We start from the raw sequence: 23,908 nt of genomic DNA on the forward strand, positions 1-23,908 counted from the left end.
GAGTGTAGTTCGGCCATTGTAGGAACCTTAACTCGTTGAAATTGTTTGTACACAATCAATCGCTGTCGAACTCTGTGTACCGGCATATGACCAGAAATGTGGACCTACGGATAAGTGATTGAAGACAGTATGACCGAAGGCGCTAGCTATGCAGCTCTATAGGTTTGCCAGTGCGCAAAACTTAGCAGACGGTTGTCCAAAAAATGGTGAAGCAAGCTTCAAAGCCTTCTTTAGCGGACCCTAGTAGGGTCCAATACTAGAAAGGCCTATAAGGAACTTGTATGCCAATAGAGCACGAATGGAAACTCATCGGATTGGTTGGAGCGTCAGGCGCAGGCAAAACAACTATCGCGGAAGAGCTAGTGAAGGGAAGTGGCTTTTGTCGGCTGCATATGGGGCAACCAATCAAAGACATGCTGGGAGCTTTTGGCTTGAGCGATGTCGAACTACAAGGTCCGCCTAAAATACGCGCCGAGAGTTCCGCGAAACTCGCTGGGAAATCTCCTCGATTTGCGATGCAAACATTGGGCACCGATTGGGGGCGCGAGATGATCTCCAAAAGCATCTGGGCAGACCATCTTAAGAGAAGGCTAGCTGAACTGAGGCAGGATGGTGTTCAAAACGTCATCGTTGATGACCTGCGATTTCCTGAGGACTTCAATGCAATCTTGGACGCGGGAGGAAAGATAGCGCGGGTCGTCCGACCCGATCTTGGAATTGTACCAACTAAGGCTGAGAGAATTGTTCGAAGGCTGGCTTGGCTTAGAAAGCCACTCCGAAAACTTGGCTTGAGTGTGGATCACGAAACCGAGGTCCATTGGAGGACGGCACCAGCCACAATTGAGATCGTGAATGACAATTCGATTGAGGTGGTATCTCAAAGTCTCTTGGCGAAGTATTCCGCCTTACTTGGCAGGCGAGACTAAATCGGAATTGCTCTTGGCAATTCACCCTTGTTTTGTGTTTCTGAGAGAAACTCCTCCGGCCAACCGATGCCCAAGTCAGCATACGGTCGCAGCACATCCTGAAGGGTCACAGGTGACTTTGAGAGCACCCTTGCTAGTGCTTGGACCAATCCAACGTGCGCTTCTTCTAGAGGATGCTTAAAGCCCGGATCGGTAGTCAATTCTCGCGCCATATCCAATGCACTCTCTGCCTTTTCGCGCTCTCCGACTTGAAGATGGGCGCAAGCCAAGCCAAGCCAGCACCAGAGTTCACTGTCTCGGTTTCCAATATCGCGACCGATCTCTACTCCTGTCCAGTAATGCTCTACAGATTGATTTTCTTTGTGTGCGTAGCGCAGCGCTTCGGCGAGTGCCAAACTAGCGTTACCGATTGCACGTATGTCGTTCTCATCATTCGCAAGCTCTAATCCCTTTTTCGAGCTTTCGAGAGCACCCTCAATATCGCCAACCTTGACCAGCGACCTCGATAGAGCGCGATGAAAGGCCGATCCGCCTCCATTCGGCAATTGCTCTTGTAGCGATAGCAATCGATCAATCGAGGCAGGCAGTCCTTCAGTATCGCCATGATCCCGAAGTGCCGTATTCAGTATGCGTTCGCGCTTGAATTGCGCTGCGATATTATCAGGAGCTTCCTCTGCGATCTTGTTCGATAGCTCCCAAAGGAGCTCGTACTCGTTCATCCTAAGAGCAAGTCTCATCCTCAGTAGGTGAGCTTCGAGCAATAGATCGGCTTGCTTCTCGGCGCGTCGCTCGAACACACGAAGAGGCTCAATTGCATCGTTGTATCGACCGAGTTCGAGATTAAGCCGAGCAGCGGACAAAGCATGATCAATCATTGCTTGCTGCCTCCCTCATCCTGATCGTTGGCTTTCGGATACGATAAATCATGCAAAATCAGGCTGTCTTCTTTGAGCCCCAAAGCCTCCAATTGGTCAGCCAAATTAGCTACTTCCTCGCTTGATTGTTCTCTAACAATATCGCGAGCCAGCATCGGAATGAGGCCCGGTGTTCTTGCAACGTTAGGCGCGAAACCAATCTCCATAAACGCCTTATACCATATTATGCGAAGTTCAGTGTGCTTCGTTTGATCAATCTCGGAAAGCCACGGTCTCGCATAACTAGAATGGCCAAATTTGACACGCTGTTCAACCTGCTTGAGCAGCCCTCGCGCTGAGGCGTCATCCAAGGCTTTTTGCAGGTCCAATCCATTGAGGGCAAGCGCCGAACCGAGTAAGTCGATTGGCACCGCGACGCTGCCGGGCAATAACGAGAGTAGGTCTCCAAGCAGCCTCGCGTCATCACACATTCCATTTCGCTTTCTCCGCAATACGACCTCCAGAAGATCGGGAATATGAGGGAGCGCTCCTTCTTTATGCCATGCCTCTAGAACCCAGCTGACGTAAACGGGGCGACCACCGTTAGAGCTTTCCAGCAGCCGCTCGATTTCCTCGCCCGAAGGCTCTCTGCTCATGACGCTTTGAAACCACAGGCTGAGCTCGGCCCGATCAATCTCTGGCAACTGAACAACCAATCCCGGTCTAAGCTCGATGCCCTGCTTCATCTTTGGCCAATCCGCAGTGCGCGGTTCTTCAACGTTCGCTGCAATCATGAGAACGCAACTCGAAGGCTTGGATCGCAGAAGAGTGCGCAAAAAATCCGCTGCGGATGCATCCAAAAGCTGAAAGTCTTCAACCACAATACAAAGCGGTTTTCCCAAATCACTTACGAATTCGAGAGCTTTAGCGATCAATCTGCGCTTGTTGGCGCTTGCCTCAGCCAATAGATCATCGAATGGGTCTGGATCACTATCGACACCGGACCCGAGATCGGAGAGTTGGTTGATGGTATCGTCCAATGCTCCAAGAGTAACAGCCTTAGCAATATCCTTCATCATCGCTCCCGCTAATCTCCTGAGATCAAGAGGTAATTTGGCGACGAACTTCTTCGCAGCTTCATCAAACCTTTGATCAAATGTACACGGGACTTCTGTGAGAGACTTATAGAGGCTTGCGATTAACTCTGCCTCCGTGCCATCCAGACCGCCTGCCAAGATAATCGGGTCAGGGCCGCGTTCCTCCTGAAGCTTCCGAGCAAACTGCTCAAGAAACTCAGATTGTCCGTCTCCGGAGACACATTCAATGCCAAATATCCTGTGACCATTCTCATAGGCCTCAAACAGCTCAGTCGTGATTTGATCCCGTCCCCACAGCTGGTCTCTATCCATGAAACTCAAAATTGGTGAGGCATCAGTCATGGATTAATTTCTTCAAGCCTTGATCCTGGACTGAATAATGCACATTCCGATTACTATAAAACGAATAGCAGTTACGCATTATTCAGCAAAGGTTTTCCCGTGAGCAGCAGCAAAAAGGCTAAAGCATGGCCGCAAATTTCTAGCCGACCTGCGATTACAATTCCGACAGCCCACGGTGAAGTTCTGGTTCAGCTAGCGCAATTGCCTGATGGCGACTTGTTGGTAGTCACCTCGACGTATGTTCCTCGTGTTCCGGTGGTTAGGTTTCAATCTTCGTGCGTGTTTGGTGAGGGGCTGCGCGCTCTCGACTGCGATTGTGGTGTCCAGCTTGATGCAGCGGTCAAAGCTGTTTGCGAACAAGGCGGCATCATTACGTACGCTTGGGAAGAGGGGCGTGGCCTTGGCATTGCGAAGAAGCTAGAAGCAATCGCACTGCAAGAAACCAAGGGAATTGATACAGCCGAGGCATTCATGGAATTGGAATGTGATCCCGAACCCCGGAACTTTTCCAATCACGTGGACGCACTGCGACTGGTTTTTGGAGGAGAGAAGCTGGTGATTGGTTCGCGCAACCCAAAGAAGATTGCTGCCTTGGAGGATGCTGGCTTCCAAGTTGTGGAGCGCGTCGACTGGGACACACCAATGACGGAAGAGAGAGAGGCCTACCTGAACAGCAAAATCCCAGCCCTTGGTCACATTAAGAAATGACTTTAAGCAAAGCCTTATCGGGTCAGCCTTTTAAGGTTGATCCAATTAGCTGCTTCGAGGCGGCTCAGAAGCTTAAGGAGTATCAACCGGCGTCCGTGATCGAACCATGGGCGCACGAACCGAAGGTGGATCAGTTCGTCTTCAAAGCACTATTCATCTCAGTTTGCCACCAAATGAACTGGGACGTCATGCAGTCGGCCATGGCCTCGTTATTGTTTCCGAACACCTACGACAGACTTGACGAAATTTCAGCAGTAACATCTGCTCAGATCACTGATTTGTTAGCGAGCTACCCCAAGCAGGAAAGGGTGCGAGCAACTGAGCGGGCGAGAATCCTCAGGAATACAGCGAGCAAGCTCAAAGAGTTGATGCCAGACAGGAATGCGGCTGAACAAAGGTTGGCCAACGCATTTTTAGAAGGGCCTGATGGCTTCTACGACTTTGCATCAAAGATCGAGGCTTTCACTGGTGATCCCTTCGAGAAGAAACCTCGAGTTTTGGCGCATGATCTCTTTAGAGAAAAGGTCATCCTCTTTAACGACCCCGAGAACCTAAAGCCTGCAGTCGAGTATCATTTGATCCGCCTTTATCTGCGAACAGGACGTGTATCTACCGAGGATGAGTGGGTCAGGGAGAAGTTGTCTGGACCGCGAGAACCAACGCGTGACCGATTGGTGAGGCTGGTTCGCGAAGCGGTTGATGATGCCATGAGGCAAACAGCGTTGTATGCCAAACTGGACGCTGCGACACTCAACTATCTCGAATGGCAAATTGGTCGTGCAATTTGCATCGAGGAATTAGACGATGAGCTGGCAAAAGCTTACTGTCATCCCGGTAACAGCTATGAACTTCCTGATGACATTCAGAAGCTGTGCACCGAAGGCTGTCCAATGAACTCGTTCTGCAGAAAGTTGAGTGACCCGAAGTACCCCTGGCTCAATGAGCCTCAATTTCAGAAGGCCTTCTACTAGCCCTTTCTCAAAACAAAGCAGGTTTCCTGCACGTGTTTCTTGGGCGCAGATTTGCGTGCATGCGCACTGAGATTTGAAAGGGCCTGCTTTACCTTGAAATCTATCCGCTCATCCAACGTGAGCCCGGCAACTTTAGCCAAGTCGATCAATAGGTCCGCCACGGGAATCCGAATATCTTTGTAGTAGGCATCCTGTACCACAATCACCGCTTTGCCACCGTCCTTAAGCCAGCGATGAAAATTGCGGAGTGCTCGGTCCATATCGGCAAAATAGAACTGATAGCCTTTCACATAGTAGCTCGCTGATGCGTAGCTATCATGTGCTCCAATCCTATCGATAATGTTCACAACGCTTTCCGGGAGCGGCGGATTGGGAACTTCCTTTCTTATAAGTGGGGTACCGATTTGATCCTCTCTCAGGCGTCTTTCGGCAGCTTCGTCACCGCCAACCAGTAGTTCCGTAGCTGGTAGATAGTGACGGATGTAGTCGGTGCGATTTGGGTATGGAGGCGAAGTCAGAATTGCGTCGAACTTGCCATCAACTAATTGTGGGTCCGACACATCACCACAGGTGTGGTAGACCTTAAAATCCGAGTGAGTTTCCGGAAGACTAGAAACATAAGAAGCGGCCTTATCAAGCACCAATAATCTCGCATTTTCGAGATGATCTCGAGGAATTGCCTCCCCGCTTGCCTTCTTAGTCCAAGTTGGATTTGAGCCACGATTGCTTCGATGGGTTTCTATTCGGATCAGGCAAAGCAGATGTGTGGCTAGCATCTCGGCCTGATTTTCACCGTCTTTTGTCAAACCAATCCAAGTGAGCACGGGTTCTTCTGAGGCGCCGACTTCCCGAACTGCTTTTAGAAAGACTTCTCTTTCATCGCCGGAAGACACGTCGAAGTCGATTGCTTTAACGCGATCAAGAGCTTGATAGAGCGCGTCGAGTTGGCTCGTCCGGAACCTCCCAGATAGCGAAGCAAATGGGCTTATGTCGTTCAATGCAATTTCTAGTGGGAGGCTTCTTCCCGCCTCACCAACGGTGCCCATCCCCCCGAAAGGATCAAGTATTCTTGTTTGCCCGAGTGCTGCAAACTTCGATAAAAGATCGTTGGCAAACTCGAGACTGAACGCAGTGTAGAGGCTTGCCAATTCACCATAGCCTCGCTTGTCGACTGGTTGCGGCTTCGGGTTTGGTAGGCCTCGAAGAAGAGAGAGGCCATCGAGCTCTTTGAACGGCAGTTCTGACAAATCGACGATCCTTAACTTGCTGGCCTGCTAGCACCGTCACAGTCGCACGATCCCCTTTTCAGCAATTCAATATTCCTATCACCTAGCAAAGTGACTGACTCAGGCAAATACCTGACTCTTGATGGCTCCAAGCGTCTCTAACAATTGCGTGGATCAGAGATATTTGGAGCGATGCTAGACGCCAAAGCCGCTCGCATTGTCAGCCAATCAGCAGACCCCCGAGTGCTGCACGAAATTGCAAAATATAGAGGTGTGGATCAACAGTTTCTGCAAATTGCAGGCGCGATCTGGCCCGAATTTCCGCCATTTTTTGCAAAATCCGTTGTGCAGCCATTTTAACCATGATTGGTCGTTTTGGTTCTCTGATTTCGTTCTCGAAAGCGCCAGATTTCTTGGCCTAGAACTTCAAACTTTGGCAACTGAGGTATTGGGAAGCATGACCAGGCAAATCGCGCCTAGAAACGCGGAGAAGGCTCCATGTCACTTGCTCTCTGATCCTGTCTCGTAGAGTAATGATGGTCGAAGCAGTTTCGCCACGGGCAGCTATGTGAACCCCAGTCTGTTTGATACCAAGGCTCAATGCACTGCTCCCGCGAAAAATTCAGTTCAAATTTAAAGCGTTTTTCGCAAGCTCGTCGCTCACACTGGAACGTTTGCAGCCGCCCATGCTTGTCATCTCGCTGTGATTTTCCAGTGTAGTTAATCGCAGGACGTCAGGGTCTAATTCAACAGTTTCTGCAAACCATTTACCACGTGTCCCGCAGGATTCTGAGGTTTTCACCAAAATCCGTTGTGCAGCCTATTTTACCACGATTGGCATTTGTGAGCCGAAAAGTTTGCAATCTGAGGCCTCCTAGAAGGCGCCTTAGAGCAAGGACTGTTGCCCGCTGAGGTACCGGGGGGCGTGGGCAGGTAAATTCTTCTGGGAGACCCGTTGAAGGCTCTTGGAAGAAGGCTCTTCTGTACCGTCTCGGAGGATGCTCACAGGATCAATCTGATGTTCTGAAAGCAACCTAACAGCAATCTCCCACGTCCTGTGACAGGTTGCAGGATCACCTTCAGCGCACATTATTGCGAGGGGTTCATTCGCGGCGCTTAATACAATTCGCTGAACAGCTTGCTGGACATCTGCCTCAGTCCGTTCTGGGACGTGGTCGCCCCCGAGAATGTCCCCTTCGAAGCGGTAATGAATACCAAGCCGCTCTGACCACTTCTCTATGGCTTTTCGATTGAAGTTCGGGTTGCGTGACCAGGGCCTTGAACGCACATCCACGAGGCGTGTGATCGACCTCTTTTCAAGCTCTCGCGTGAATTCTGGCAGGGATCGGTTAGAGTATCCAATGGTAAATAACATAATAACTCCAATGCTTTGATTGCATCGAAGCCTAACTTTTTGGCGACTCTCTGGACAGCCGAAATTACATTCTGCTGGGGGTTTCGTTCATTGGACTCCAAGCCGCGCAGCAGCGCAATCTATCTGCTCTTGTGTTTTCCAGGTTTCATACTTGGAAGAGTTTTCGGCCTGTAGATAGGCTGCTGCAACTAGCCCAGCCTGCACGCACAAGTCGGTTCGGTTTCCGCCCTTGGATTTCACAATCTGATACTGCCTAGCGGTGTCTTCTGCGACCTCATTCTTGATCTCCTGCAGGCTCGGCCCGCATCCGATTAGAGCTAGGCACAAACAGCTAACTATCAGTCTCATCGTTATTTCCCCGAAACAGTTTCAGGAAAAATCTAAACTCGTATTGCAATTGATTGCAAATGGTTTCCCCTTTTTAAAAAATTCGCAAGTAGCTTCACTGCCGCGTTGAATCGAATGTGACCAATCCGGGTGCCGGAGGTCACATGCAAGAACTGATGGATAGATTCGGTAATCTGCTTGCAGCGCACAGAAAGCATGCAGGGCTGACGCAAGAGGCTTTGGCGATCAAGGCAGACCTTAGTCCTGACATGATTTCGAGGATCGAGACTGGATCGACCGGCGCTCGTTTCCCCACGATCTACAGGTTAGCCAAAGCCTTGGATATCGATGCGGCGGCGCTATTCACCGATCAGATTCAGGTTGGAGCGACTGATCGTCCGGTCCTTAACAGACTGACAGCAAGACTCTCCCGCTTGAGCGACGAACAACTGGTCTTCGTCGAAGGGGTCGTTTCCGCGGCCCTCCAATCACGTTCCCGAAGTCCCTGAGAGCCCCTTGCCCTTGAGGCGCACAAGTACTCTACGCACCGTCATCGGATGCCATTGGCCTCCCGAGGCTGTTTGAACGCCATTCTCGCTAAGGTACTGGGCTATATCCGCCAACGTCTTAGCCCCCGAAGCCTTCGCGGCCTCAACATAGGGACTAACCTTCGAAGCGTGTTGCAATGCAGCTTCACGATTTGTCCTAGCCAGAACCTTTCCGTGGGACCCCAATACAACTCCGCGCTCCTTCGCCGTTGCTAGAGCTGCTTTGGTGCGCTCCGAAATCACTTCCCGTTCGTGCTCGGCAAAAGCGGATAAAATGTGAAGCATGAGCTTATTCGCATATGGCGCATCGACAGCAATAAACTCGACGCCGGACTCCATTAGCGACGAGACGAAAGCAACGTTGCGGGCGAGCCTGTCCAGCTTTGCGATGATCAGCGTCGCCTTGTTGCGTTTACACGCAAAAAGGGCTGCTTGAAGTTCTGGTCGATTTTTCTTCTTCCCGGACTCAGCTTCGACAAAAAATTGATCGACCGTTTCTCCGATCTGCGCCGCGTAGTTTTCGATGCTGGTTCGTTGTGCTTCTAGCCCTAATCCCGATATTTGCTGTTTCCCGGTCGAAACCCTCAGATAGCCGATTAAAATCGCAGATAACCTGTGTTGGTTGGTTTGTCTGTTAAATCATGGCTTTAGTTAGGTGTAATGTACAGCCAGAATTGATGCGTCCTCGTCAAATCAGCAGACTGGCTATGTGGCTACTTGAATCAAGACGCTACAAGTCCTGCAAGTCGATCTCTCAGGTCCAACCAACTACTCTCAATCACAAGGTCTGAAAAAAGTTCGGCAGGAGTAACTTCCATCACGGCCTCAAACGCACCGTTGGCATCATCTATGTCGTACCTAGTCTGCAAATCATGGATGAAGTTGTTATGGTAATTCGCCAACCAGATTAGCTTTCGCCTAGCTCTGCCTTGTGCCGAATCGAGCTCCCGTAAAATTAGATCACGATGGGTCATTAAAAAGGAAAATCGTCCAATTTCACCATTGTCAAATTCAGCAGCATCGGCAGCAGAGAGGTAGTCTAAGAAATACGATCCGTCTTGGTCCACGGCGATGTAGCGTCGAGCCATTTTCAGATCGTTCACATCAAACTGGCCATGTTGCCAAAGATCGGGTTCTTCGAGAAACATTCTGATAGCCACCTCATCAATCATGATGCGTGGGTAGAGAGCTTCAGCCTGCTCGATCTCGTAGGCCCTTACCATGCCCGGCCCGAAGATTGGCCCTTCGCCAGAGAGGCCAACATGAATGGGGCCTATGGTAAGTCCCCCTCGCACCAGTATTCCGCGATTGAGGCACTCTATTTGTGCGTGCATCAAATTCAACAATTCGTAAAGAAATGGCCCATCCCGTGATTGAGTCTCAATGGTTCTGACGCGAACGACTGCATCAGAAACAGATTCGGAAAAGGACTGACTGTAAAGCCTGATCTCATCTGATCGTTGGGGGCTTGAATCTTCGTGGCCATCTCCCCGTGTATAGTCTCGAAGAAGCTGCAAAACCTCGAGTATCTCTTGCGCATCTCGGGTCTCAAGAAGTGATCGAAAACCCAAAATGTCGATGAAGGTGACAATGGCTCTCTCGTATCCGTTTTGACCGTCACCAGATGAGGTAGGAATTGTCGCCATGCTAGTTTTCCGGTCTTTGGATTTTATGAGGTTTTTTGTTCACGCGATCTCATCCAAAAGATGAATGAGACCTGTTCTCTTGAGGCCCTCAGACCAGCCCAACCAATTCACGTTGCTCGAAACCAATGGGTTCTTAGGAGCTGTCAGAGCCTTCTCAAATGCGGTTCTTTGCTCTTCATCTAGGTATAGCATGGTGCTTGCCGCCTTGGCACTGAGCGTACGTCTCAAAGAATGATAGTTTAGCCATTCTTTGGTCATTTGGGTTTGGTCAAAAACAAATCCAACCCTCAAATCCTTGAATGGGTCATTGTAATCAGGAAGCGACTTAAGGGAGTTGTAAGGTTTCTTCGGCTGCTTCGTTACCTCGACACGAGATACATTACCCTTACCAAACGGTGGTTTCTTTCCCGCATGGATACGCTCTCGACGGCGATCATAAGCCTTCAAAAAGACGTTGCCTGCGGGCTTCGACTTGTAGGGCTTGCGGTGGAGATTAATGGTCTCAAGGACATCATCGGCTCCGACAAAGTGCTGCCGTTTCCCAACATTTTTTGACCAGATTACCAAGTCTGATACCTGCAAGCCCACTATATCTACGGCCACGTCGAGCATCGTAAATTTAGCGGACTGCAAAAGGGGTTTAACTGAGAAGGGTCCCGAGACATCTGCTAAGATCGCTACCAACGTCTTGAAGCCTTCCGGCCCGACCTTTCGAGGGTTCATAGTAAGCCACATCTGCGGTGGCAATTTCTTTGTGCCTCGCTTGAACTCGAAACGTACGTTCGCCTCTCGCTTTCCCATGCCCATATCGACAGAATGATACCAAGGCTCTGGGTTATGGAAGTACTTGCTCTTTATGTGCTGAGAATTGAATGGTTGGTTTTTTAGATACGTGCCGGTGTGTTCGACCCACTGAGCAACCGCTAAACCGGAAGGTGCCTTCGGCCCGTATATCTCAGGCGTGATATCTATTATGAGTTTGAGTTTGTCGGGCTGAGGGACAGAAACCCTTACTGTCCATCCATTCGATAACTCTTGAACTGTCGGAAATAGCTCAGGCGATGGCTTAGGCTTCGCTAGCGCTTGCACCTTGTTATAGGAATGGAAATTCCCATCGTGAAACTTAACCGGAATCTCGTAGTACCTCGCCCGCCGTGGCCACGCTCAACGTGATAGGGATGCGCTTTGATTCATGCAACAGAACAAGCGCATCCCTTAGCTGCCGTTATTAAGTCTCCTGCAAAAGCGAGGGGAGCCGCAACGGTAATTCGACTTTGGCGATTGCCTTGGTCAGTACCTCGAGATTTACGCCCTCTCCATACTCGCCCGCTGCGGATGGATCGCTGTGCCCAATGATCCGATCCACCACGAATTTCGAAGTTCCGCTATTCCTAAGCGCGTCCATCATAGTGTGACGAAACGAATGAAAAACCAGCCCCTCATCATCAAGACCGATCTTATCGAGCATGCGTCCAAACCGCTTCGAATATGCGGTCGAAGGTAAGCCATCCGATCCGTATGCGATCCTGAAGAATAGACGCTTCTTTGATCGCCCCGCCTTCATCTGAGAATTGACAAAGTCCCAAAATCCAATCGCTTCTAGATCAGGATGGAGCGGAATATCGCGGATGCCAGCGTTGGACTTTACGTGTTTGAAGTCTGGGTTTCCGGGCTTCCCACCGCCTTTTTCGGTTATCGATATGTGAGGATGCTCGTGATCCAAACATACGTCAGAGAGATGCAATTGGATCAATTCCGCCATCCTCGCGCCAGTGTAATAGGCAAGTATTGGAAGCCAGTACTGATCGTCCTTTATCAGCTTGTCACCGGGGTCATGGCGGCGGCTGTATGAAAGGCATCCGTTGTACATCGGCGATGAGAATAGCTTTTCGATTTCCTCCTTTTTGAACGGCCTACGGCGGCTGAACTCCTTCTGAACTTTAGGCCCGATTATCGTTAGTTTCTCTGCCGGGTTCGTTGATATGTAGCCCTTCTGGAATGCCCAACTGAATAACCCGGTCGTTCTGGCCAAAATTCCTTTGGCAGTGCTCGCTTCAATCTGGGCCTCGGGGTTCTCAGTCTGGCGCGATTGGAAGTTAGCGGCTGGGAGTGTGAAGTGGTTGCGTCTCAGCTTTTTGAGGTCTTCGGGGTACGAGATGAAGTCTTTGCGCGTAATACCCTCCACGAGACGATCACCGCCTAGGTAATCAGATAAAAGTTTCAATTTGGGAGCGTGTGTTTGGTAGGTCTTTGGCCTCCAAGCATCCTTGTGGGCTCTCATGTAGGCGGCGATCAACTCATCTAACGTCAGCCCGATATTCTCCGCGACGCACCTTTGGTTTGACGCAAAGAGAGGGTCGTTGGGCTCGTACGGTGTCACACCATCATCAAGCCTATATTGGAAGCACCTTTCTGCTTCGACTAAGGCACGTGCCACTCCCTCTGACAGCACTCTGAGCCGGTCGGACTGAGCAGCGTCCAGCTTGATTTTGTTAGCGCCAGCGACCCTCTGCACAATATCGGCGACAGAGGGTTCAAACTTACCCTGATCAACTTGGCGCAGGAGTGCTTCGGCATGTTCAGAAGAGATATCTTTTTGCTCTTCTCGTTCCGCCCAAGGTTCCTGAGTGCGGATTTCATATGGCTTATCAACCCGTGTCTTTAGTTCGCTGAAGCAATCCCTGATAAGATTGGCAACTTCGTTTTCCGTCAAGTCATCTAGTTGTCTCATAATCACAAAAACCTTCCGTGTTTTCGATCCTAAGCGAGACGCCAATGCGCGGGCATCGTGGAATCCCATCGGCCCAAGAGCGCGACGCAATTCGACTGACCCCACTCGGTCCACCAAGTCAGCGGGCACCCGTATTCTGAAATAGAACGCGGATGATCGCCGCATCAGATAAGGAGCACGCATTTGTGCGGCCTCAACGGATCGTATGTTCAATTTTGGAAGACGGTCTGCCTGCCTCACTGGGGCAACCTGTGGACCTTGTGACAATTAGTCGGTGGCCAACACGGTGTGTCGTCTCAGTCGGTCCTGTCTTGGCAGATAGCGAGCCGTCTAACTCATATCTACCGAACCAAATGTGTACCAAGAGGTCCACACTGAGATCGACAATATCCCTCAGATAGAACCTATTCAGGCACTTACAAGAAGGGTGGCGGAGACGGAGGGATTCGAACCCTCGATACCCGTAGTAGGTATGGTTCCTTAGCAGGGAACTGGTTTCAGCCACTCACCCACGTCTCCGCAACGCTCGCACTGCGTTTTCGCTGCGAAGGCGCGCTATAGGCGCGGCGATTGCCAGCGGCAAGGTACCTCTTTTCAAAAAATTGGCGAGGGGCAGCGGATAGGGCGGATCTATTGGGGGGCGCAGGCGGGCTCGCGCCGTGAATATGCATATGAGGCGAGCGCTAAACCGCCCTATTTGCGCGATCCATCCGGAAATCGATTCGGTTCATCGTGTTTTCGATTCGATTCATCGCCGGGCAATTGTCGGACGTGCAGCAAAGGACTCTGCTTGGCCCTGAACAGGCCTGAAAACGGCAATAGGAAGGTTAAACCTGATGGTTTTACAGCAGCTGATCACCCGGACAGGTCTCGCATTTGCGGGAAGCATCGCGCTTTTGAGCGCCCCTTTGGCTGCCCAAGGGGTGGAAACATTCGATCCTGATGAGGCCTATGATGCCTCGGCCCAGGCCGATCTTGCGCCAATCGATGGCGATTTGGACTCTGCCAGCGCCGCAGCGACAGGCAGCAATGCGCCGGTGCCGGTGCCAGCGAGTAATGGCACTTCGACGCAGTGGGGCGTTTCATCTCCTGCATCGCAGCCAGCGCAGCCGACCTTTGATGATGAGTTCGCGACATATTCCACTGATACGCAGACGGCTCCTGAATGGTCGAACCCAGATGCTGCCGGTGAGGTTGGCGCTGATCCATCGATCCAAGCGGTCAATGCCGACACTTACGGCGAAGATGATCTGATCGGCGCGGCTGAAGGCGTATTTGGTAAAGGCGCAGAGGGCCTGGCCGGACTGATTGAAGACTTGCTTAAGAAACAGGGCGAGCCCAACGGCTATATCATCGGCCGCGAGGCTGGCGGCGCGTTCATCGTTGGCGCGCGTTATGGTTCAGGCACATTGCACCACAAGATCGAAGGTGAGCGCAAAGTCTATTGGACTGGGCCATCGATCGGTTTTGATGCGGGCGCCAATGCGGGCAACACCTTCGTACTGGTCTACAACCTCCACGATACCGAGGAGCTGTACGAGCGCTATCCAGCGGGTGAAGGCCAAGCCTATCTCGTTGGCGGCATGCACGCGAGCTACATGCGCAAAGGCGACGTTGTGTTGATCCCAATCCGCGTCGGCGCTGGCCTGCGGCTTGGCGTGAACGCGGGCTATATGAAGTTTTCCAAGAAGCAGCGCTGGCTACCGTTCTAAGCCAAACAGGATTTCTTCTGAAATAAGTCGGGCGCAATAGCGCAAAAGCTGGTTGCGGCATCGCTCGCCACGCGGCATTGCGCATGGCGTTATGCTCAATCGACTCGAAACCCAATCGCCCGACGCGCTGCTCGCGCTGATCAAGCTCTACGCCGACGACAGTCGCACCGATAAGATCGACCTTGGTGTCGGTGTCTATCGCACCGATGACGGCGACACGCCGGTGTTTGCCGCGATCAAGGCGGCGGAGCAGCGGCTGGTCGATACTCAGGACAGCAAAAGCTATCTCGGGCCAGAGGGCGACATGGGCTTCGTCAATGCGCTGATGCCCTATATCTTCGGCGATGATGCCACGATGGGCGGACGCATCGCTGGGATGCAGACCCCCGGCGGGACCGGCGCGGTTCGGCTTGCAGCGGCTCTGGCCCAGAAAGCTGGGCTGGAGCGGCTTTATATGGGCACGCCAAGCTGGCCCAATCACGCGCAGATCTTTCGCGATATCGAGCTCGAATTTGCTCCGTTTGAACACGCCAAGTCAGATGGCACCGCGAATATCGACGGCGTGCTAGAGGCCATTCGCTCTGCGCAGCCCAATTCCGGCATTCTTCTGCATGGCTGCTGTCACAACCCGACGGGCGTGGAATACACCGCCGAGCAATGGGATGCGATTGGTGATGCCATCGCGGAAACCGGCATCTTCCCGATCATTGACACCGCCTATCAAGGGCTGGGTGATGGCTTGGAAGAAGACGCCGTCGGCCTGCGCAGCGTGCTGGCGAAAGTGCCAGAGGCTTTTATCGCTTACAGCTGCGACAAGAACTTCGGCATGTACCGCGACCGAGTCGGAGCGTTTTACATCATGGCCGACGATCAGGCCGTGCTCGACAAAGCGTTTACGAACGCCAATGCGCTGGCACGGGCAAGCTGGTCTATGCCGCCTGATCATGGCGGCTCAGCGGTGCGCGAGATCTTGCGCGATGGTGAGCTGACACGGCTGTGGCTCGATGAGCTGGATACAATGCGCGAGCGGATGCGGCAAGTACGCGCCCGCCTAGCGGAGGCCGGACAGACAGGCGGGGTCGATCTGACGCCGCTGGGCCAGCAAAATGGCCTGTTCTCCGTGCTTCCGGTGAGTAAGGAGCAAGTGGCGATGCTGCGCGAGAACCATGGGATTTACATGGCCGGATCTGGCCGGATCAATATCGCTGGCCTCAACATGGGCAATATCGACCGGTTCATCGCCGCCGTTGCTGACGTTACCGCGTAAGGGCGCTTCGGGGATGGACCGTCAGCCAATCCTTGAAGGTGACCGGGTTCTCCTAAGGCCCCTGCGCGAAGAGGATTGGGAGGCGCTGTTTGCCATCGCCTCTGATCCCGCCGTGTGGGAACAGCACCCGATGCATGATCGCTGGCGCGAGGATGTGTTCCGCGCGTTCTTCGACGATGCGATGGCGCAAGGCGGGGCTTTGGCCGTCATCGACAAGACCAAAGATGTAATCATTGGTTCGACCCGGTTTCAGGCTTATGACGAAGCGGATGGCGGATCGGTTGAGATCGGCTGGACGTTTCTTGCCCCGCGCTATTGGGGGCGCGGCCTCAATCCAGAAATGAAGCGTTTGATGCTCGAACACGCTTTTGAAAGCGTCGCGCGGGTCGATTTTCGGGTTGGGGAAACCAATTACCGCTCGCGTATTGCGCTGGAAAACATTGGTGCTGAGCGTTCGCGTCGCACTGAGCTCGCCCAATATCAGGGCAGGCGGGTGCTCCACATCGTCTATGAAATTACCGCCGAAAGCTTTGCCTCTGGGCCGCTCGTCTCAAATGCGTCCGACGATGACGGTGGCGACGAAGCTGGCGAAAGCTAGCGGACCGCTTGCAGGCTCTGCATCCGCTTGAGATAGCGCGCGAGCACATCAATTTCGAGATTGACCTGATCCCCCACTTTCAGTTGGCCAAGAGTGGTGACCTCGCTGGTGTGCGGAATGATATTGAGCGCAAAGTCGCAGGCACCGTCTTGGCGGTCACGCACATCATTCACCGTCAGGGACACGCCATCCACTGTGATCGAGCCCTTGGCCGCGATAAAGGGCGCCATGCTGGCCCGCGCACGGATCGCGACCTTCCACGAATCGCCCTGCTGTTTGGCCAGTACAACCTCGCCAATCGAATCGACATGGCCGGTCACGATATGGCCGCCAATCTCGTCGCCAACGCGCAGGCTTGGCTCGATGTTGAGTGTGCGACCCTCGGTCCACATGTCTCGGACTGTGCAGGATACGGTCTCGCCTGAGACGTCCACATCAAACCAGGCGTCGCCGACCTCTCCGCCGCGATCAATCACCGTCAGGCACACGCCAGAGCACGCGATAGACGCGCCAATGTCGATCCGCGCGGGGTCCAATGGCGCGGCAATCCGGACGCGCAGATCGCCGCGCTGGTCGAGGGATTGGATCGTGCCGATGGCGGTAACAATTCCGGTAAACATGAATGCGTTCCTTGTTAGCGCTGACGCAGATACGACGTGAACGTGTCTCTGCCAAGCTGGCGATGATCTGCGCTGGCCCAGCGGCCATGCGCCGCGTCCAGCGAAGTGAGCTCCAATGCGCCTAGGCCGCGCAGGCCGTCGCCGATGATAATGGGCGCGCGGTACAGATGAAGCTCATCAACGAGGTCTTCTTTCAGAAAGCTTGCCGCTGTCTGCGAGCCTCCCTCAACATAGAGATGCTGCACGCCTTCAAGCGCACTTATCTCGCTTGGCGCGCCAATGGTTTGAACGCCCTCCGGCGCGTCGCGGCGGGTCAGCACGACGCGCGATGGACTGCGCGCTTCAAGGCCGGGCAGGCGAACATTGAGGCGCGGTTGATCCGCGCGCCATGTGCCTCCACCAACTAGTATCGCATCATTGCGAGCGCGCTGAGCATGAACATGGGCGCGGGAAGCTTCGCCAGTGATCCATTGGCTGGTCCCATCGTCCAGCGCGATGCATCCATCCAATGACATAGCGAGCTTCAGCGTCACATAGGGACGGTTGAGCCCCGCCCGCGTCAAATAGCCAGCGAGGCTGCGCTGCGCGCCCCCATGGTCAAGCACGGTCACTTCGATCCCGGCTGTGCGCAGGCGGTCCGTACCAGCGCCTGCGGTGCGCGGATCAGGGTCAGTCTGTCCGATGACAACCCGCGCTGGCTGAGCGGAGGCGAGCAAGTCTGCGCAGGATGGCCCGCGCTCTGATTTGTGAGCGCATGGCTCCAATGTGACGTAAATGGTCGCGCCATTCGCGCCGTCTGAGCTTAGAGTGGATAGGGCATGCGCCTCTGCATGTGGACGGCCGCCCGGCTGTGTCCAACCGCGAGCAATCAGCCGGTCATCGCGCACGACCAGCGCGGCGACACCGGGGTTGGGGCGGCTGAGCGGGCGAGCGCGGGCAGACAGCCGTGCGGCGGCCTCCATCCAGACATCGTCGGAATGTGCGGCCCGCAAAGTTATGGCGCTTCGCTTTCGCTGCTCACCGCCGATGTTTGCTCGTTGCGGGAGGAAAGCGCCTCGAGGCGTGCCGCTTCGGCGGCCTCTGCGGCGCGGTCCGCTTCTGCTTGGCGCTCCATTTCTTCAACGTCGAAACCGCTCGCTGCGCCCAAAGCCTTATAGGCATCGCGTTTGCGTTGCTCATATTCCGCGATGCGGGCCGCGCGCGCGTCCTTGGCGGCCTGATTTTCCTCGTTGGAGGCGATGATTTCGTCGTCCGTGCGATCCGGCGCGAAGCTGGTGATGTAGGTCACGCTTGGGCGCTCTGGCGGCATATAGGCGGTTTCGGATGTGGCCCACAGCATGATCAGCGCGAAAGGCATCGAAGACACGAACAGGATCGGCCAGCGATAGGGGTTGGGCTTGCGAAACTCCGACCAGAAGTCTGCAATGCCGGCCTTTGGATTGAAACGTGATTTCGACAGCATGGCGGTAATATAGGGCGCAAATGGGAGCTATGCCAGTGGTGCTTTTGAGCGAGCGCTCGCCCTAGCCAAAGCTGGCATAGAGGGTGCGGCCCTGTTCCTTTAACCAGCGATCAGCGCGGCTGATGTCCTCTTCATAAAGATCATCGAGCAGCGCGTAGAATGCCGGGCTGTGATCGAAATGGACCAGATGGGTGACTTCATGCGCGGCGACTGAGCGCCGGACAAAGTCTGGCGCCTGCACCAATCGCCAATTGATCCGAATTTGGCTTTTCTCAGAGCAACTGCCCCAGCGTTTTTGCGCGCGCGACAGGCCAACGGGCACTTTTGCCAGGTCAGCGCGCTCGCAATAGTCCGACACATCCTGTTCGAACAGCGCCAGAGCCTCGCGCTCGAGCCAGCTCTTAAGGCGCTTCTCCAGCGCGTTTTCCGGCCCGCCAATCTGGATCTGATCGCCCATTTTGCGGGGGCGGCGCGGGGCATCCTGCGACCACTCGACGACGAGTGGCTCCCCGCGAAACAGGATTTCACCGCCGGGCTGAGGCGCACAGCGGCGCGGGATGCGCGCCAATTGCTCGGTCAGCCATTCGGTGCGCGAGCGTGCGAAATTGAGCGCCTCGCCCGTGCGCGCCCATGCTGGCATGCTGATGCGCACTTCGCTACCATCGGGCGCGAGGCGCAAAGTCAGCCGCTTGGCGTTCTTCATGCGCCTGAGCGCAATCGGCAAGGTTTGATCGCCCAGCTCAATCTCGTGGGTGACAGGCTTATCGGTCTCTGCGCGGCGCAGCCAATCAATCATGGTGCCGCCTTTACGAAAGGCGAGCCGCCCACACCCTCGCCCCATTCGACGATGTGATGTTCGAGCGGGCCAGCGTCATTCTCGCTCACCACCCGGCCAGCCACGGACACACCGGCATGCTTTACCGTTTCGCGGTCGCCGCTGATCAGATAGTGCCATTCGGGCAAATCGCGTCCTTCCGCCCGCATCCGATAGGCGCAGGTCGAGGGCAGCCAGGGCACATCTTCCACGATCTTGAGCGTTAAGCGCAGGCAATCGGGCACGAAAGCCTTGCGGTTGCGATAGTCGCTGCACTGCGCGCTGTCGCAATCGAGCAATTTGCAGGCCACGTTAGTGTCCGTGATCTCGCCCGTGTCAGCGTCTTCGATCTTATGCAGGCAGCAGCGCCCGCAGCCATCGCAAAGGGCTTCCCATTCGGCGCGCTTAAGCTCTGCGAGCTTAAGCGTCCAAAATTCGTCCCTTAGCTCACCCATTTGTCGAGTTCTGCTGCGACCGCCTCTGGCCCTTGATCGGTTGGCAGAGTAGCAAGCGGCTCGCCATTGGGGCCAAACAGGTATGTGATGGTCGAATGGTTGATCAGATATCCGCCGCCCGGCGTGTCTTCACCGCGCTCATAAAAGATGCGGAAATTGTCCGCCGCCGTTTTGACCTGTTCAGCGCTGCCGGTGAGGCCAATCAAATCATCAGAAAAGGCCGAGGCAAATTCGCCAACGATCTCCGGCGTATCGCGCTCTGTATCGACCGAGATAAAGATCGGCTGGATATTGTCTGCGCGCTCCGGCGAGCTATCGGCAAACTGGCCAAGCCCCTGGACCATGCGCTGCACATCGGTCGGGCAGATGTCCGGGCAAAAGGCAAAGCCGAAATAGACGATCCGGTATTGCCCATCAAAGTCCGCCCAGCGCACGGTTTCCCCGGTGGAGCTGATCAGCTCGAACGAGCCGCCAATATCTGCGCCAGCGAGCGGCGGTTCCGCGGCTTCTTCTGCGGCGTTTGGCATGCCAGAGCAGCCCGCCAAAGCCAGGCTGGCGGCAAGCGCGAGGCTCGCGAAAAAACGTGGGGCTGGCTTCAAGGTGTTGGCGCGCTGGTTCATGGTCTGCTAACTGAGCTTAGTTCAAAAGGATCGAAGCATTGGGGCTCCGCTTATCTGCGCCCTCAATAATGATCTGGCAGGAAATGTGAAAGGATAGAAGCTTGGGGCGCTCATTTTTGCGCAGTGTTGGCGCTGCGGCGGTATTGGCTTGCGGCGGAGCAGCAGCCTTGGGGCTAAGCGGTACGGTATTGACTACGCTGCGGCGGCTGCACAGGGTTTTTCCGACGGATTTGAGTTTCTGAAAGCGGTAAAAGACCGCGACGGCGATGCGGCGACGGCTTTCCTGAATGAGCCGGGCACGACCATCGTCAACAGCCGCGACATCACCTCTGGCGAGACGGGACTGCACATTGTGGTTGCCCGCCGCGACACCGTTTGGGTGCGCTTCCTGCTGCAGCGCGGGGCCAATCCCAATATCCGCGATAAAAAGGGTGTAACCCCGCTGCAAATGGCCACCACGCTTGGCTTTGTTGATGGAGTGGAGGAGCTGATCAAGCGCGGCGCGCAGGTCGATGTGAGCGACCGTGCAGGTGAAACCCCGCTGATCGCCGCTGTGCATCGGCGTGACACTGCGGTCATCCGTTTGCTGCTCGACAAGGGCGCTGATCCCGACCGCAATGACAATTCCGGCCGCTCCGCACGGGACTATGTTGAGCTCATGAATTCCAACAGTGCAATCCTCGCAGAATTCACGCGCGCCGATAAAGAACGCCAAGAAAAGGGAACGGATCGCAATTACGGGCCTTCTTTCTGATATGACCGATTTTTCTGACATGACCCTGGATGAGCTGCGCGTTGCACTGGCTCCAGATATCGCAGCTTCGGCTATCTTCGATGGCTGGAACGAGACGGCATTGCTGGCCGCTGCCGACATGGCGGGGGCTGATCCAGATGTTGCAAAGCTGGCCTATCCTGGCGGCGCGATGGACATGATCTCAGCGTGGATCGAGAATATCGACGCGCAGATGGAAGCGGAATGGCCCGCTGAAAAGCTGGCTGAATTGAAAATTCGTGAGCGCATTCGTGAACTCGTCGCGTTTCGCTTAAAGGCGGTTGATGGGCTCGATGAGGCTCTGCGCCGGGCGCTTTCGATCATGGCTATGCCGCACAATGCCCCGGCATCGCTCAAGATCGGCTGGAATTCAGCGGATTTGATGTGGCGGCTCGCTGGCGACACCGCGACCGATTACAACCACTACACCAAGCGCACGATCCTGGCCGGGATCTACAGCGCGACATTGGCTGTCTTTGTCAATGATGACAGCGAAGGCAAAGAGGCAACCTACGCCTTCCTTGATCGCCGCATTGATGGCGTCATGAAGTTTGAAAAAGCCAAGGCTAAGTTTCTCGGCGGAGAGCGCGAGACGTTCAGCCTGTCCCGCTTCCTCGGCCGCCTGCGTTACCCAAGCACATAAGGTTACCGCCAAGATGGAGGTGGATAAGCGCGTTCAGCGCTCGCCTCTGCTTGCCTGCTCGCTTATGACAATAGGGAATCGCAAACACGGGCCGCGGGCATTACCGCGTTCTCAGGCAACACAAGCAAAGGGTTTCAAGACATGGCGGGTTCGCTCAACAAAGTAATGCTGATCGGCAATTTGGGCGCTGACCCCGAAATTCGCAGTTTCCAAAATGGCGGCAAGGTTGCCAATCTGCGTATCGCGACCAGCGAAACCTGGAAAGATCGTAACACGGGTGAGCGTCAGGAAAAGACCGAGTGGCACACTGTCGCGATTTTCTCCGAAGGCCTCGTCAACGTGGTCGAAAACTACCTCAAGAAGGGCTCAAAAGTCTTTATCGAGGGCAAGCTCCAGACTCGCAAATGGCAGGACCAGTCGGGCAATGATCGCTATTCCACCGAAGTGGTGCTGCGCGGTTTTGACGGCACGCTGACCATGCTCGACGGCCGCGGCGAAGGCGGCGGTGGTGGTGGTCGCTCAGGCGGCGGCTATGGCGGCGGCGGTGGTCAAGGAGGCGGCCAAGGCGGCGGTTCCGGAGGCGGCGGCTGGAACCAAGGTGGCGGCGGCTCCGGCGGGGGCAATCAAGGCGGCGGGAACGCTGGCGGCGGCGGAGGCTACGATGACCTCGACGACGACATCCCGTTCTGATCGGTTCAAACCAACCCAAACATCACAGAGCCTCGCAGACAATTCTGCGGGGCTTTTTGTTTGCCGACTTACGGAATGTTAAAAGAGTTTGACATTTTCAGAGAAATGTTAAAAGGTTTATACATTATCGCCGCAAGAGAGGAATGCGTAAATGACGTACCGCAAGATGTTTTGGCTGACGGCTGCTTTGGCTTTTGGAACCGCTCTGGTTGCGGGTTTCATAATCGGAAGAACCGTGCCGGCGACTGGCGGCGTTGATAACCCAGAGCTTGTCCTGCCCGCTTTGTTTGGGGTTGCTGGCGTCGTTGCTTTCGCGTCCTGGCTGTGGTGGCAAAAAACCGATGACCTGCAGCAACAAGGTCAACTGATCAGCTGGTGGTGGGGCGGAAATATCGGCGCGGCAGTCATGCTGATCACGCTGGTGGTGATGACCGGTCGGCATAGTGAAATGAGTATGGGCGCGGGATATGTATTCGGCGCTGAGTTTGCCGGAATGCTGATTGTCTGGCTCGTCTGGAAATTCCGCGGCCGGGGCGCGGCAGAATGAAAAACTGCCTGCGCGATCTGCGCAAAGGGCGAGGCCTCAATCAAGCTGACCTTGCCGAGGCTCTGGAGGTTTCGCGCCAGACGATCATCGCGGTGGAGGCCGACAAATACGATCCCTCACTGCCGATGGCGTACCGCTTGGCGGCCTATTTCGATGTCCCAGTGGAAGAGCTGTTCTTCAATCCGTGGAAGGTCGGCGCACAGAGCTAGCCATAGATCGCTTCGGCAATTCGTGCCCAACCATCCGATGGGCCAACGATAAACCTCAAGGGAGCGCCGCCAACGGCGACCACAAAGCCAAGCACGCTGGCCCAATGGGGGCGACCTCGTGTCTTCCAGTCATAGACCAAGAAAGAACCTGAAATCGCCAGAGCCGCCACGCCCGGTCGGGGCTCAAACCCTGTCGTGAGACCCAGGCGCGCGGTAGCCGGTGGCAGCATCATCAGCCCTGCCAGCACCATAAGACGTTTGTGTGCAGCCCCTTTACTGCGGTTCCACAGAGCCAGCGCGTAAAACACGATGAAGCCCAGCAAATCCATGGTCGGAAAGATGGCCGAACCCGCTGGTGTCATACCACCGATCGAAGTCGACGGGTTGGAGACGACAGATCTAACCGCGAAGATACCAGTCACAACGATCATGATCACCAAAACGATGCTGGTCTGACCCAGTTTTTTGTGAAGATCAAAATTCGCAGTGCCGATCAACCGTGCTTGGCCCGCAGTGACTAAAAACCAACTGAGCGTGATGATGCCATGAAAGGTTATCAGGGGTGAGGGCGGAAATGGAAACTCTGGAAGATAAAGGGCAGATGCGCCGAAGCCTGCAAAGATCAAGACGATCATCAGCACAGTGATGTTCAAGAAAAAGCGTTCGGAGCGCGGATTAGCCGTCAATGATACCCCCAAGCAATGTCGACCCATCTGCGGTCTAGGACTAAGCGTATTGCGATGCAAAT

28 protein-coding genes, 1 tRNA gene and 1 pseudogene are annotated in these 23,908 nt (G+C 54.5%); 12 read left to right on the top strand and 18 right to left on the bottom strand.

Features of this window, described 5'->3' with window-relative positions:
- The first annotated feature begins 281 nt into the window (after positions 1-281).
- Entirely contained in the window at positions 282-926 is a 645-nt protein-coding gene (locus AC0V6U_RS00355; RefSeq protein WP_472644274.1) for a deoxynucleotide monophosphate kinase family protein, read from the top strand.
- Here the strand turns inward: AC0V6U_RS00355 and AC0V6U_RS00360 are convergent.
- Both AC0V6U_RS00360 and AC0V6U_RS00365 read right to left on the bottom strand, forming a co-directional pair.
- A complete protein-coding gene (locus AC0V6U_RS00360; protein WP_472644275.1) occupies positions 923-1,801 on the bottom strand; it encodes a tetratricopeptide repeat protein in 879 nt (292 codons plus the stop codon). The two genes, AC0V6U_RS00355 and AC0V6U_RS00360, sit on opposite strands and share 4 nt — an antisense overlap.
- Positions 1,798-3,219 carry an ATP-binding protein gene (locus tag AC0V6U_RS00365; RefSeq protein WP_472644276.1) on the bottom strand — a complete coding sequence of 474 codons (1,422 nt, stop codon included), beginning with the start codon at positions 3,217-3,219 and terminating at the stop codon, positions 1,798-1,800. The genes AC0V6U_RS00360 and AC0V6U_RS00365 overlap by 4 nt, the downstream gene beginning before the upstream one ends.
- A gap of 99 nt (positions 3,220-3,318) precedes the next feature.
- Here AC0V6U_RS00365 and AC0V6U_RS00370 point away from each other — a divergent pair, with 99 nt between their 5' ends.
- Positions 3,319-3,927: a GTP cyclohydrolase II gene (locus AC0V6U_RS00370; protein ID WP_472644277.1), complete on the top strand. Its 609-nt coding sequence runs from the start codon at positions 3,319-3,321 to the stop codon at positions 3,925-3,927.
- The gene (locus tag AC0V6U_RS00375; RefSeq protein WP_472644278.1) at positions 3,924-4,898 is read left to right on the top strand and encodes a hypothetical protein; all 975 of its coding nucleotides are present in this window, start codon (positions 3,924-3,926) and stop codon (positions 4,896-4,898) included. Before AC0V6U_RS00370 ends, AC0V6U_RS00375 begins: the two co-directional genes overlap by 4 nt.
- Here AC0V6U_RS00375 and AC0V6U_RS00380 read toward each other — a convergent pair.
- From AC0V6U_RS00380 to AC0V6U_RS00390, 3 genes are all read right to left on the bottom strand, one after another.
- The gene (locus tag AC0V6U_RS00380; protein WP_472644279.1) at positions 4,895-6,145 is read right to left on the bottom strand and encodes a hypothetical protein; all 1,251 of its coding nucleotides are present in this window, start codon (positions 6,143-6,145) and stop codon (positions 4,895-4,897) included. The genes AC0V6U_RS00375 and AC0V6U_RS00380 overlap by 4 nt on opposite strands.
- A gap of 199 nt (positions 6,146-6,344) precedes the next feature.
- Positions 6,345-6,488 carry a hypothetical protein gene (locus AC0V6U_RS00385; RefSeq protein ID WP_472644280.1) on the bottom strand — a complete coding sequence of 48 codons (144 nt, stop codon included), beginning with the start codon at positions 6,486-6,488 and terminating at the stop codon, positions 6,345-6,347.
- Positions 6,489-7,010: 522 nt separating this feature from the next.
- Positions 7,011-7,499 carry a DUF488 domain-containing protein gene (locus AC0V6U_RS00390; RefSeq protein WP_472644281.1) on the bottom strand — a complete coding sequence of 163 codons (489 nt, stop codon included), beginning with the start codon at positions 7,497-7,499 and terminating at the stop codon, positions 7,011-7,013.
- A gap of 503 nt (positions 7,500-8,002) precedes the next feature.
- Between AC0V6U_RS00390 and AC0V6U_RS00395 the strand changes: the two genes are divergently transcribed.
- On the top strand, positions 8,003-8,335 hold the full coding sequence (locus tag AC0V6U_RS00395) for a helix-turn-helix domain-containing protein (protein ID WP_486169532.1): 333 nt from the start codon (positions 8,003-8,005) through the stop codon (positions 8,333-8,335).
- Here the strand turns inward: AC0V6U_RS00395 and AC0V6U_RS00400 are convergent.
- The 6 genes and pseudogenes from AC0V6U_RS00400 to AC0V6U_RS00425 form a co-directional block, all read right to left on the bottom strand.
- Positions 8,315-8,977 (bottom strand): recombinase family protein, encoded by a 663-nt coding sequence (locus AC0V6U_RS00400; RefSeq protein WP_472645798.1) that lies wholly within the window; start codon positions 8,975-8,977, stop codon positions 8,315-8,317. The genes AC0V6U_RS00395 and AC0V6U_RS00400 overlap by 21 nt on opposite strands.
- Before the next feature lie 119 nt (positions 8,978-9,096).
- Complete coding sequence (locus tag AC0V6U_RS00405) at positions 9,097-10,020, bottom strand: hypothetical protein (RefSeq protein WP_472644283.1); 924 nt, start codon at positions 10,018-10,020, stop codon at positions 9,097-9,099.
- A 39-nt stretch (positions 10,021-10,059) separates the two neighbouring features.
- On the bottom strand, positions 10,060-11,109 hold the full coding sequence (locus AC0V6U_RS00410) for a hypothetical protein (protein ID WP_472644284.1): 1,050 nt from the start codon (positions 11,107-11,109) through the stop codon (positions 10,060-10,062).
- Positions 11,110-11,248: 139 nt separating this feature from the next.
- A complete protein-coding gene (locus AC0V6U_RS00415) occupies positions 11,249-12,751 on the bottom strand; it encodes a site-specific integrase (protein WP_472645799.1) in 1,503 nt (500 codons plus the stop codon).
- Positions 12,752-12,757: 6 nt separating this feature from the next.
- Positions 12,758-12,934: pseudogene (locus AC0V6U_RS00420) on the bottom strand (DUF6538 domain-containing protein); the annotation flags it as partial.
- A 245-nt stretch (positions 12,935-13,179) separates the two neighbouring features.
- A tRNA-Ser gene (locus AC0V6U_RS00425) sits at positions 13,180-13,270 on the bottom strand.
- 317 nt (positions 13,271-13,587) lie between these two features.
- Here AC0V6U_RS00425 and AC0V6U_RS00430 point away from each other — a divergent pair.
- From AC0V6U_RS00430 to AC0V6U_RS00440, 3 genes are all read left to right on the top strand, one after another.
- Positions 13,588-14,463, top strand: coding sequence for an EipA family protein (locus AC0V6U_RS00430; protein WP_472644285.1), 876 nt, complete (start codon positions 13,588-13,590; stop codon positions 14,461-14,463).
- A 91-nt stretch (positions 14,464-14,554) separates the two neighbouring features.
- A complete protein-coding gene (locus AC0V6U_RS00435) occupies positions 14,555-15,730 on the top strand; it encodes an amino acid aminotransferase (RefSeq protein WP_472644286.1) in 1,176 nt (391 codons plus the stop codon).
- A 13-nt stretch (positions 15,731-15,743) separates the two neighbouring features.
- Entirely contained in the window at positions 15,744-16,328 is a 585-nt protein-coding gene (locus AC0V6U_RS00440; RefSeq protein ID WP_472644287.1) for a GNAT family N-acetyltransferase, read from the top strand.
- Here AC0V6U_RS00440 and AC0V6U_RS00445 read toward each other — a convergent pair.
- From AC0V6U_RS00445 to AC0V6U_RS00470, 6 genes are all read right to left on the bottom strand, one after another.
- Positions 16,325-16,948 (bottom strand): riboflavin synthase, encoded by a 624-nt coding sequence (locus tag AC0V6U_RS00445; protein WP_472644288.1) that lies wholly within the window; start codon positions 16,946-16,948, stop codon positions 16,325-16,327. The genes AC0V6U_RS00440 and AC0V6U_RS00445 overlap by 4 nt on opposite strands.
- Positions 16,949-16,962: 14 nt before the next feature.
- Positions 16,963-17,910 (bottom strand): bifunctional diaminohydroxyphosphoribosylaminopyrimidine deaminase/5-amino-6-(5-phosphoribosylamino)uracil reductase RibD, encoded by a 948-nt coding sequence (gene ribD, locus AC0V6U_RS00450; RefSeq protein WP_472645800.1) that lies wholly within the window; start codon positions 17,908-17,910, stop codon positions 16,963-16,965.
- Positions 17,911-17,942: 32 nt separating this feature from the next.
- Complete coding sequence (locus AC0V6U_RS00455) at positions 17,943-18,410, bottom strand: hypothetical protein (RefSeq protein WP_472644289.1); 468 nt, start codon at positions 18,408-18,410, stop codon at positions 17,943-17,945.
- A 61-nt stretch (positions 18,411-18,471) separates the two neighbouring features.
- Complete coding sequence (locus AC0V6U_RS00460; protein WP_472644290.1) at positions 18,472-19,206, bottom strand: M48 family metallopeptidase; 735 nt, start codon at positions 19,204-19,206, stop codon at positions 18,472-18,474.
- On the bottom strand, positions 19,203-19,679 hold the full coding sequence (locus tag AC0V6U_RS00465; RefSeq protein WP_472644291.1) for a YcgN family cysteine cluster protein: 477 nt from the start codon (positions 19,677-19,679) through the stop codon (positions 19,203-19,205). The genes AC0V6U_RS00460 and AC0V6U_RS00465 overlap by 4 nt, the downstream gene beginning before the upstream one ends.
- Positions 19,667-20,299: an SCO family protein gene (locus tag AC0V6U_RS00470; protein ID WP_486169332.1), complete on the bottom strand. Its 633-nt coding sequence runs from the start codon at positions 20,297-20,299 to the stop codon at positions 19,667-19,669. The genes AC0V6U_RS00465 and AC0V6U_RS00470 overlap by 13 nt, the downstream gene beginning before the upstream one ends.
- A gap of 148 nt (positions 20,300-20,447) precedes the next feature.
- Between AC0V6U_RS00470 and AC0V6U_RS00475 the strand changes: the two genes are divergently transcribed.
- The 5 genes from AC0V6U_RS00475 to AC0V6U_RS00495 all read left to right on the top strand — a co-directional run bounded on the left by AC0V6U_RS00475 (position 20,448) and on the right by AC0V6U_RS00495 (position 23,160).
- On the top strand, positions 20,448-21,053 hold the full coding sequence (locus AC0V6U_RS00475; protein ID WP_472644293.1) for an ankyrin repeat domain-containing protein: 606 nt from the start codon (positions 20,448-20,450) through the stop codon (positions 21,051-21,053).
- Between the two features lies 1 nt (position 21,054).
- Positions 21,055-21,714, top strand: coding sequence for a COQ9 family protein (locus tag AC0V6U_RS00480; RefSeq protein ID WP_472644294.1), 660 nt, complete (start codon positions 21,055-21,057; stop codon positions 21,712-21,714).
- Positions 21,715-21,855: 141 nt separating this feature from the next.
- Entirely contained in the window at positions 21,856-22,404 is a 549-nt protein-coding gene (gene ssb, locus AC0V6U_RS00485) for a single-stranded DNA-binding protein (protein ID WP_472644295.1), read from the top strand.
- 151 nt (positions 22,405-22,555) lie between these two features.
- Positions 22,556-22,951 carry a hypothetical protein gene (locus AC0V6U_RS00490; protein WP_472644296.1) on the top strand — a complete coding sequence of 132 codons (396 nt, stop codon included), beginning with the start codon at positions 22,556-22,558 and terminating at the stop codon, positions 22,949-22,951.
- A complete protein-coding gene (locus AC0V6U_RS00495) occupies positions 22,948-23,160 on the top strand; it encodes a helix-turn-helix transcriptional regulator (RefSeq protein WP_472644297.1) in 213 nt (70 codons plus the stop codon). The genes AC0V6U_RS00490 and AC0V6U_RS00495 overlap by 4 nt, the downstream gene beginning before the upstream one ends.
- Here AC0V6U_RS00495 and AC0V6U_RS00500 read toward each other — a convergent pair.
- Positions 23,157-23,801 carry a hypothetical protein gene (locus AC0V6U_RS00500; RefSeq protein ID WP_486169333.1) on the bottom strand — a complete coding sequence of 215 codons (645 nt, stop codon included), beginning with the start codon at positions 23,799-23,801 and terminating at the stop codon, positions 23,157-23,159. The two genes, AC0V6U_RS00495 and AC0V6U_RS00500, sit on opposite strands and share 4 nt — an antisense overlap.
- Positions 23,802-23,908 lie beyond the last annotated feature (107 nt).

Source organism: Erythrobacter sp. W36, assembly GCF_057364935.1.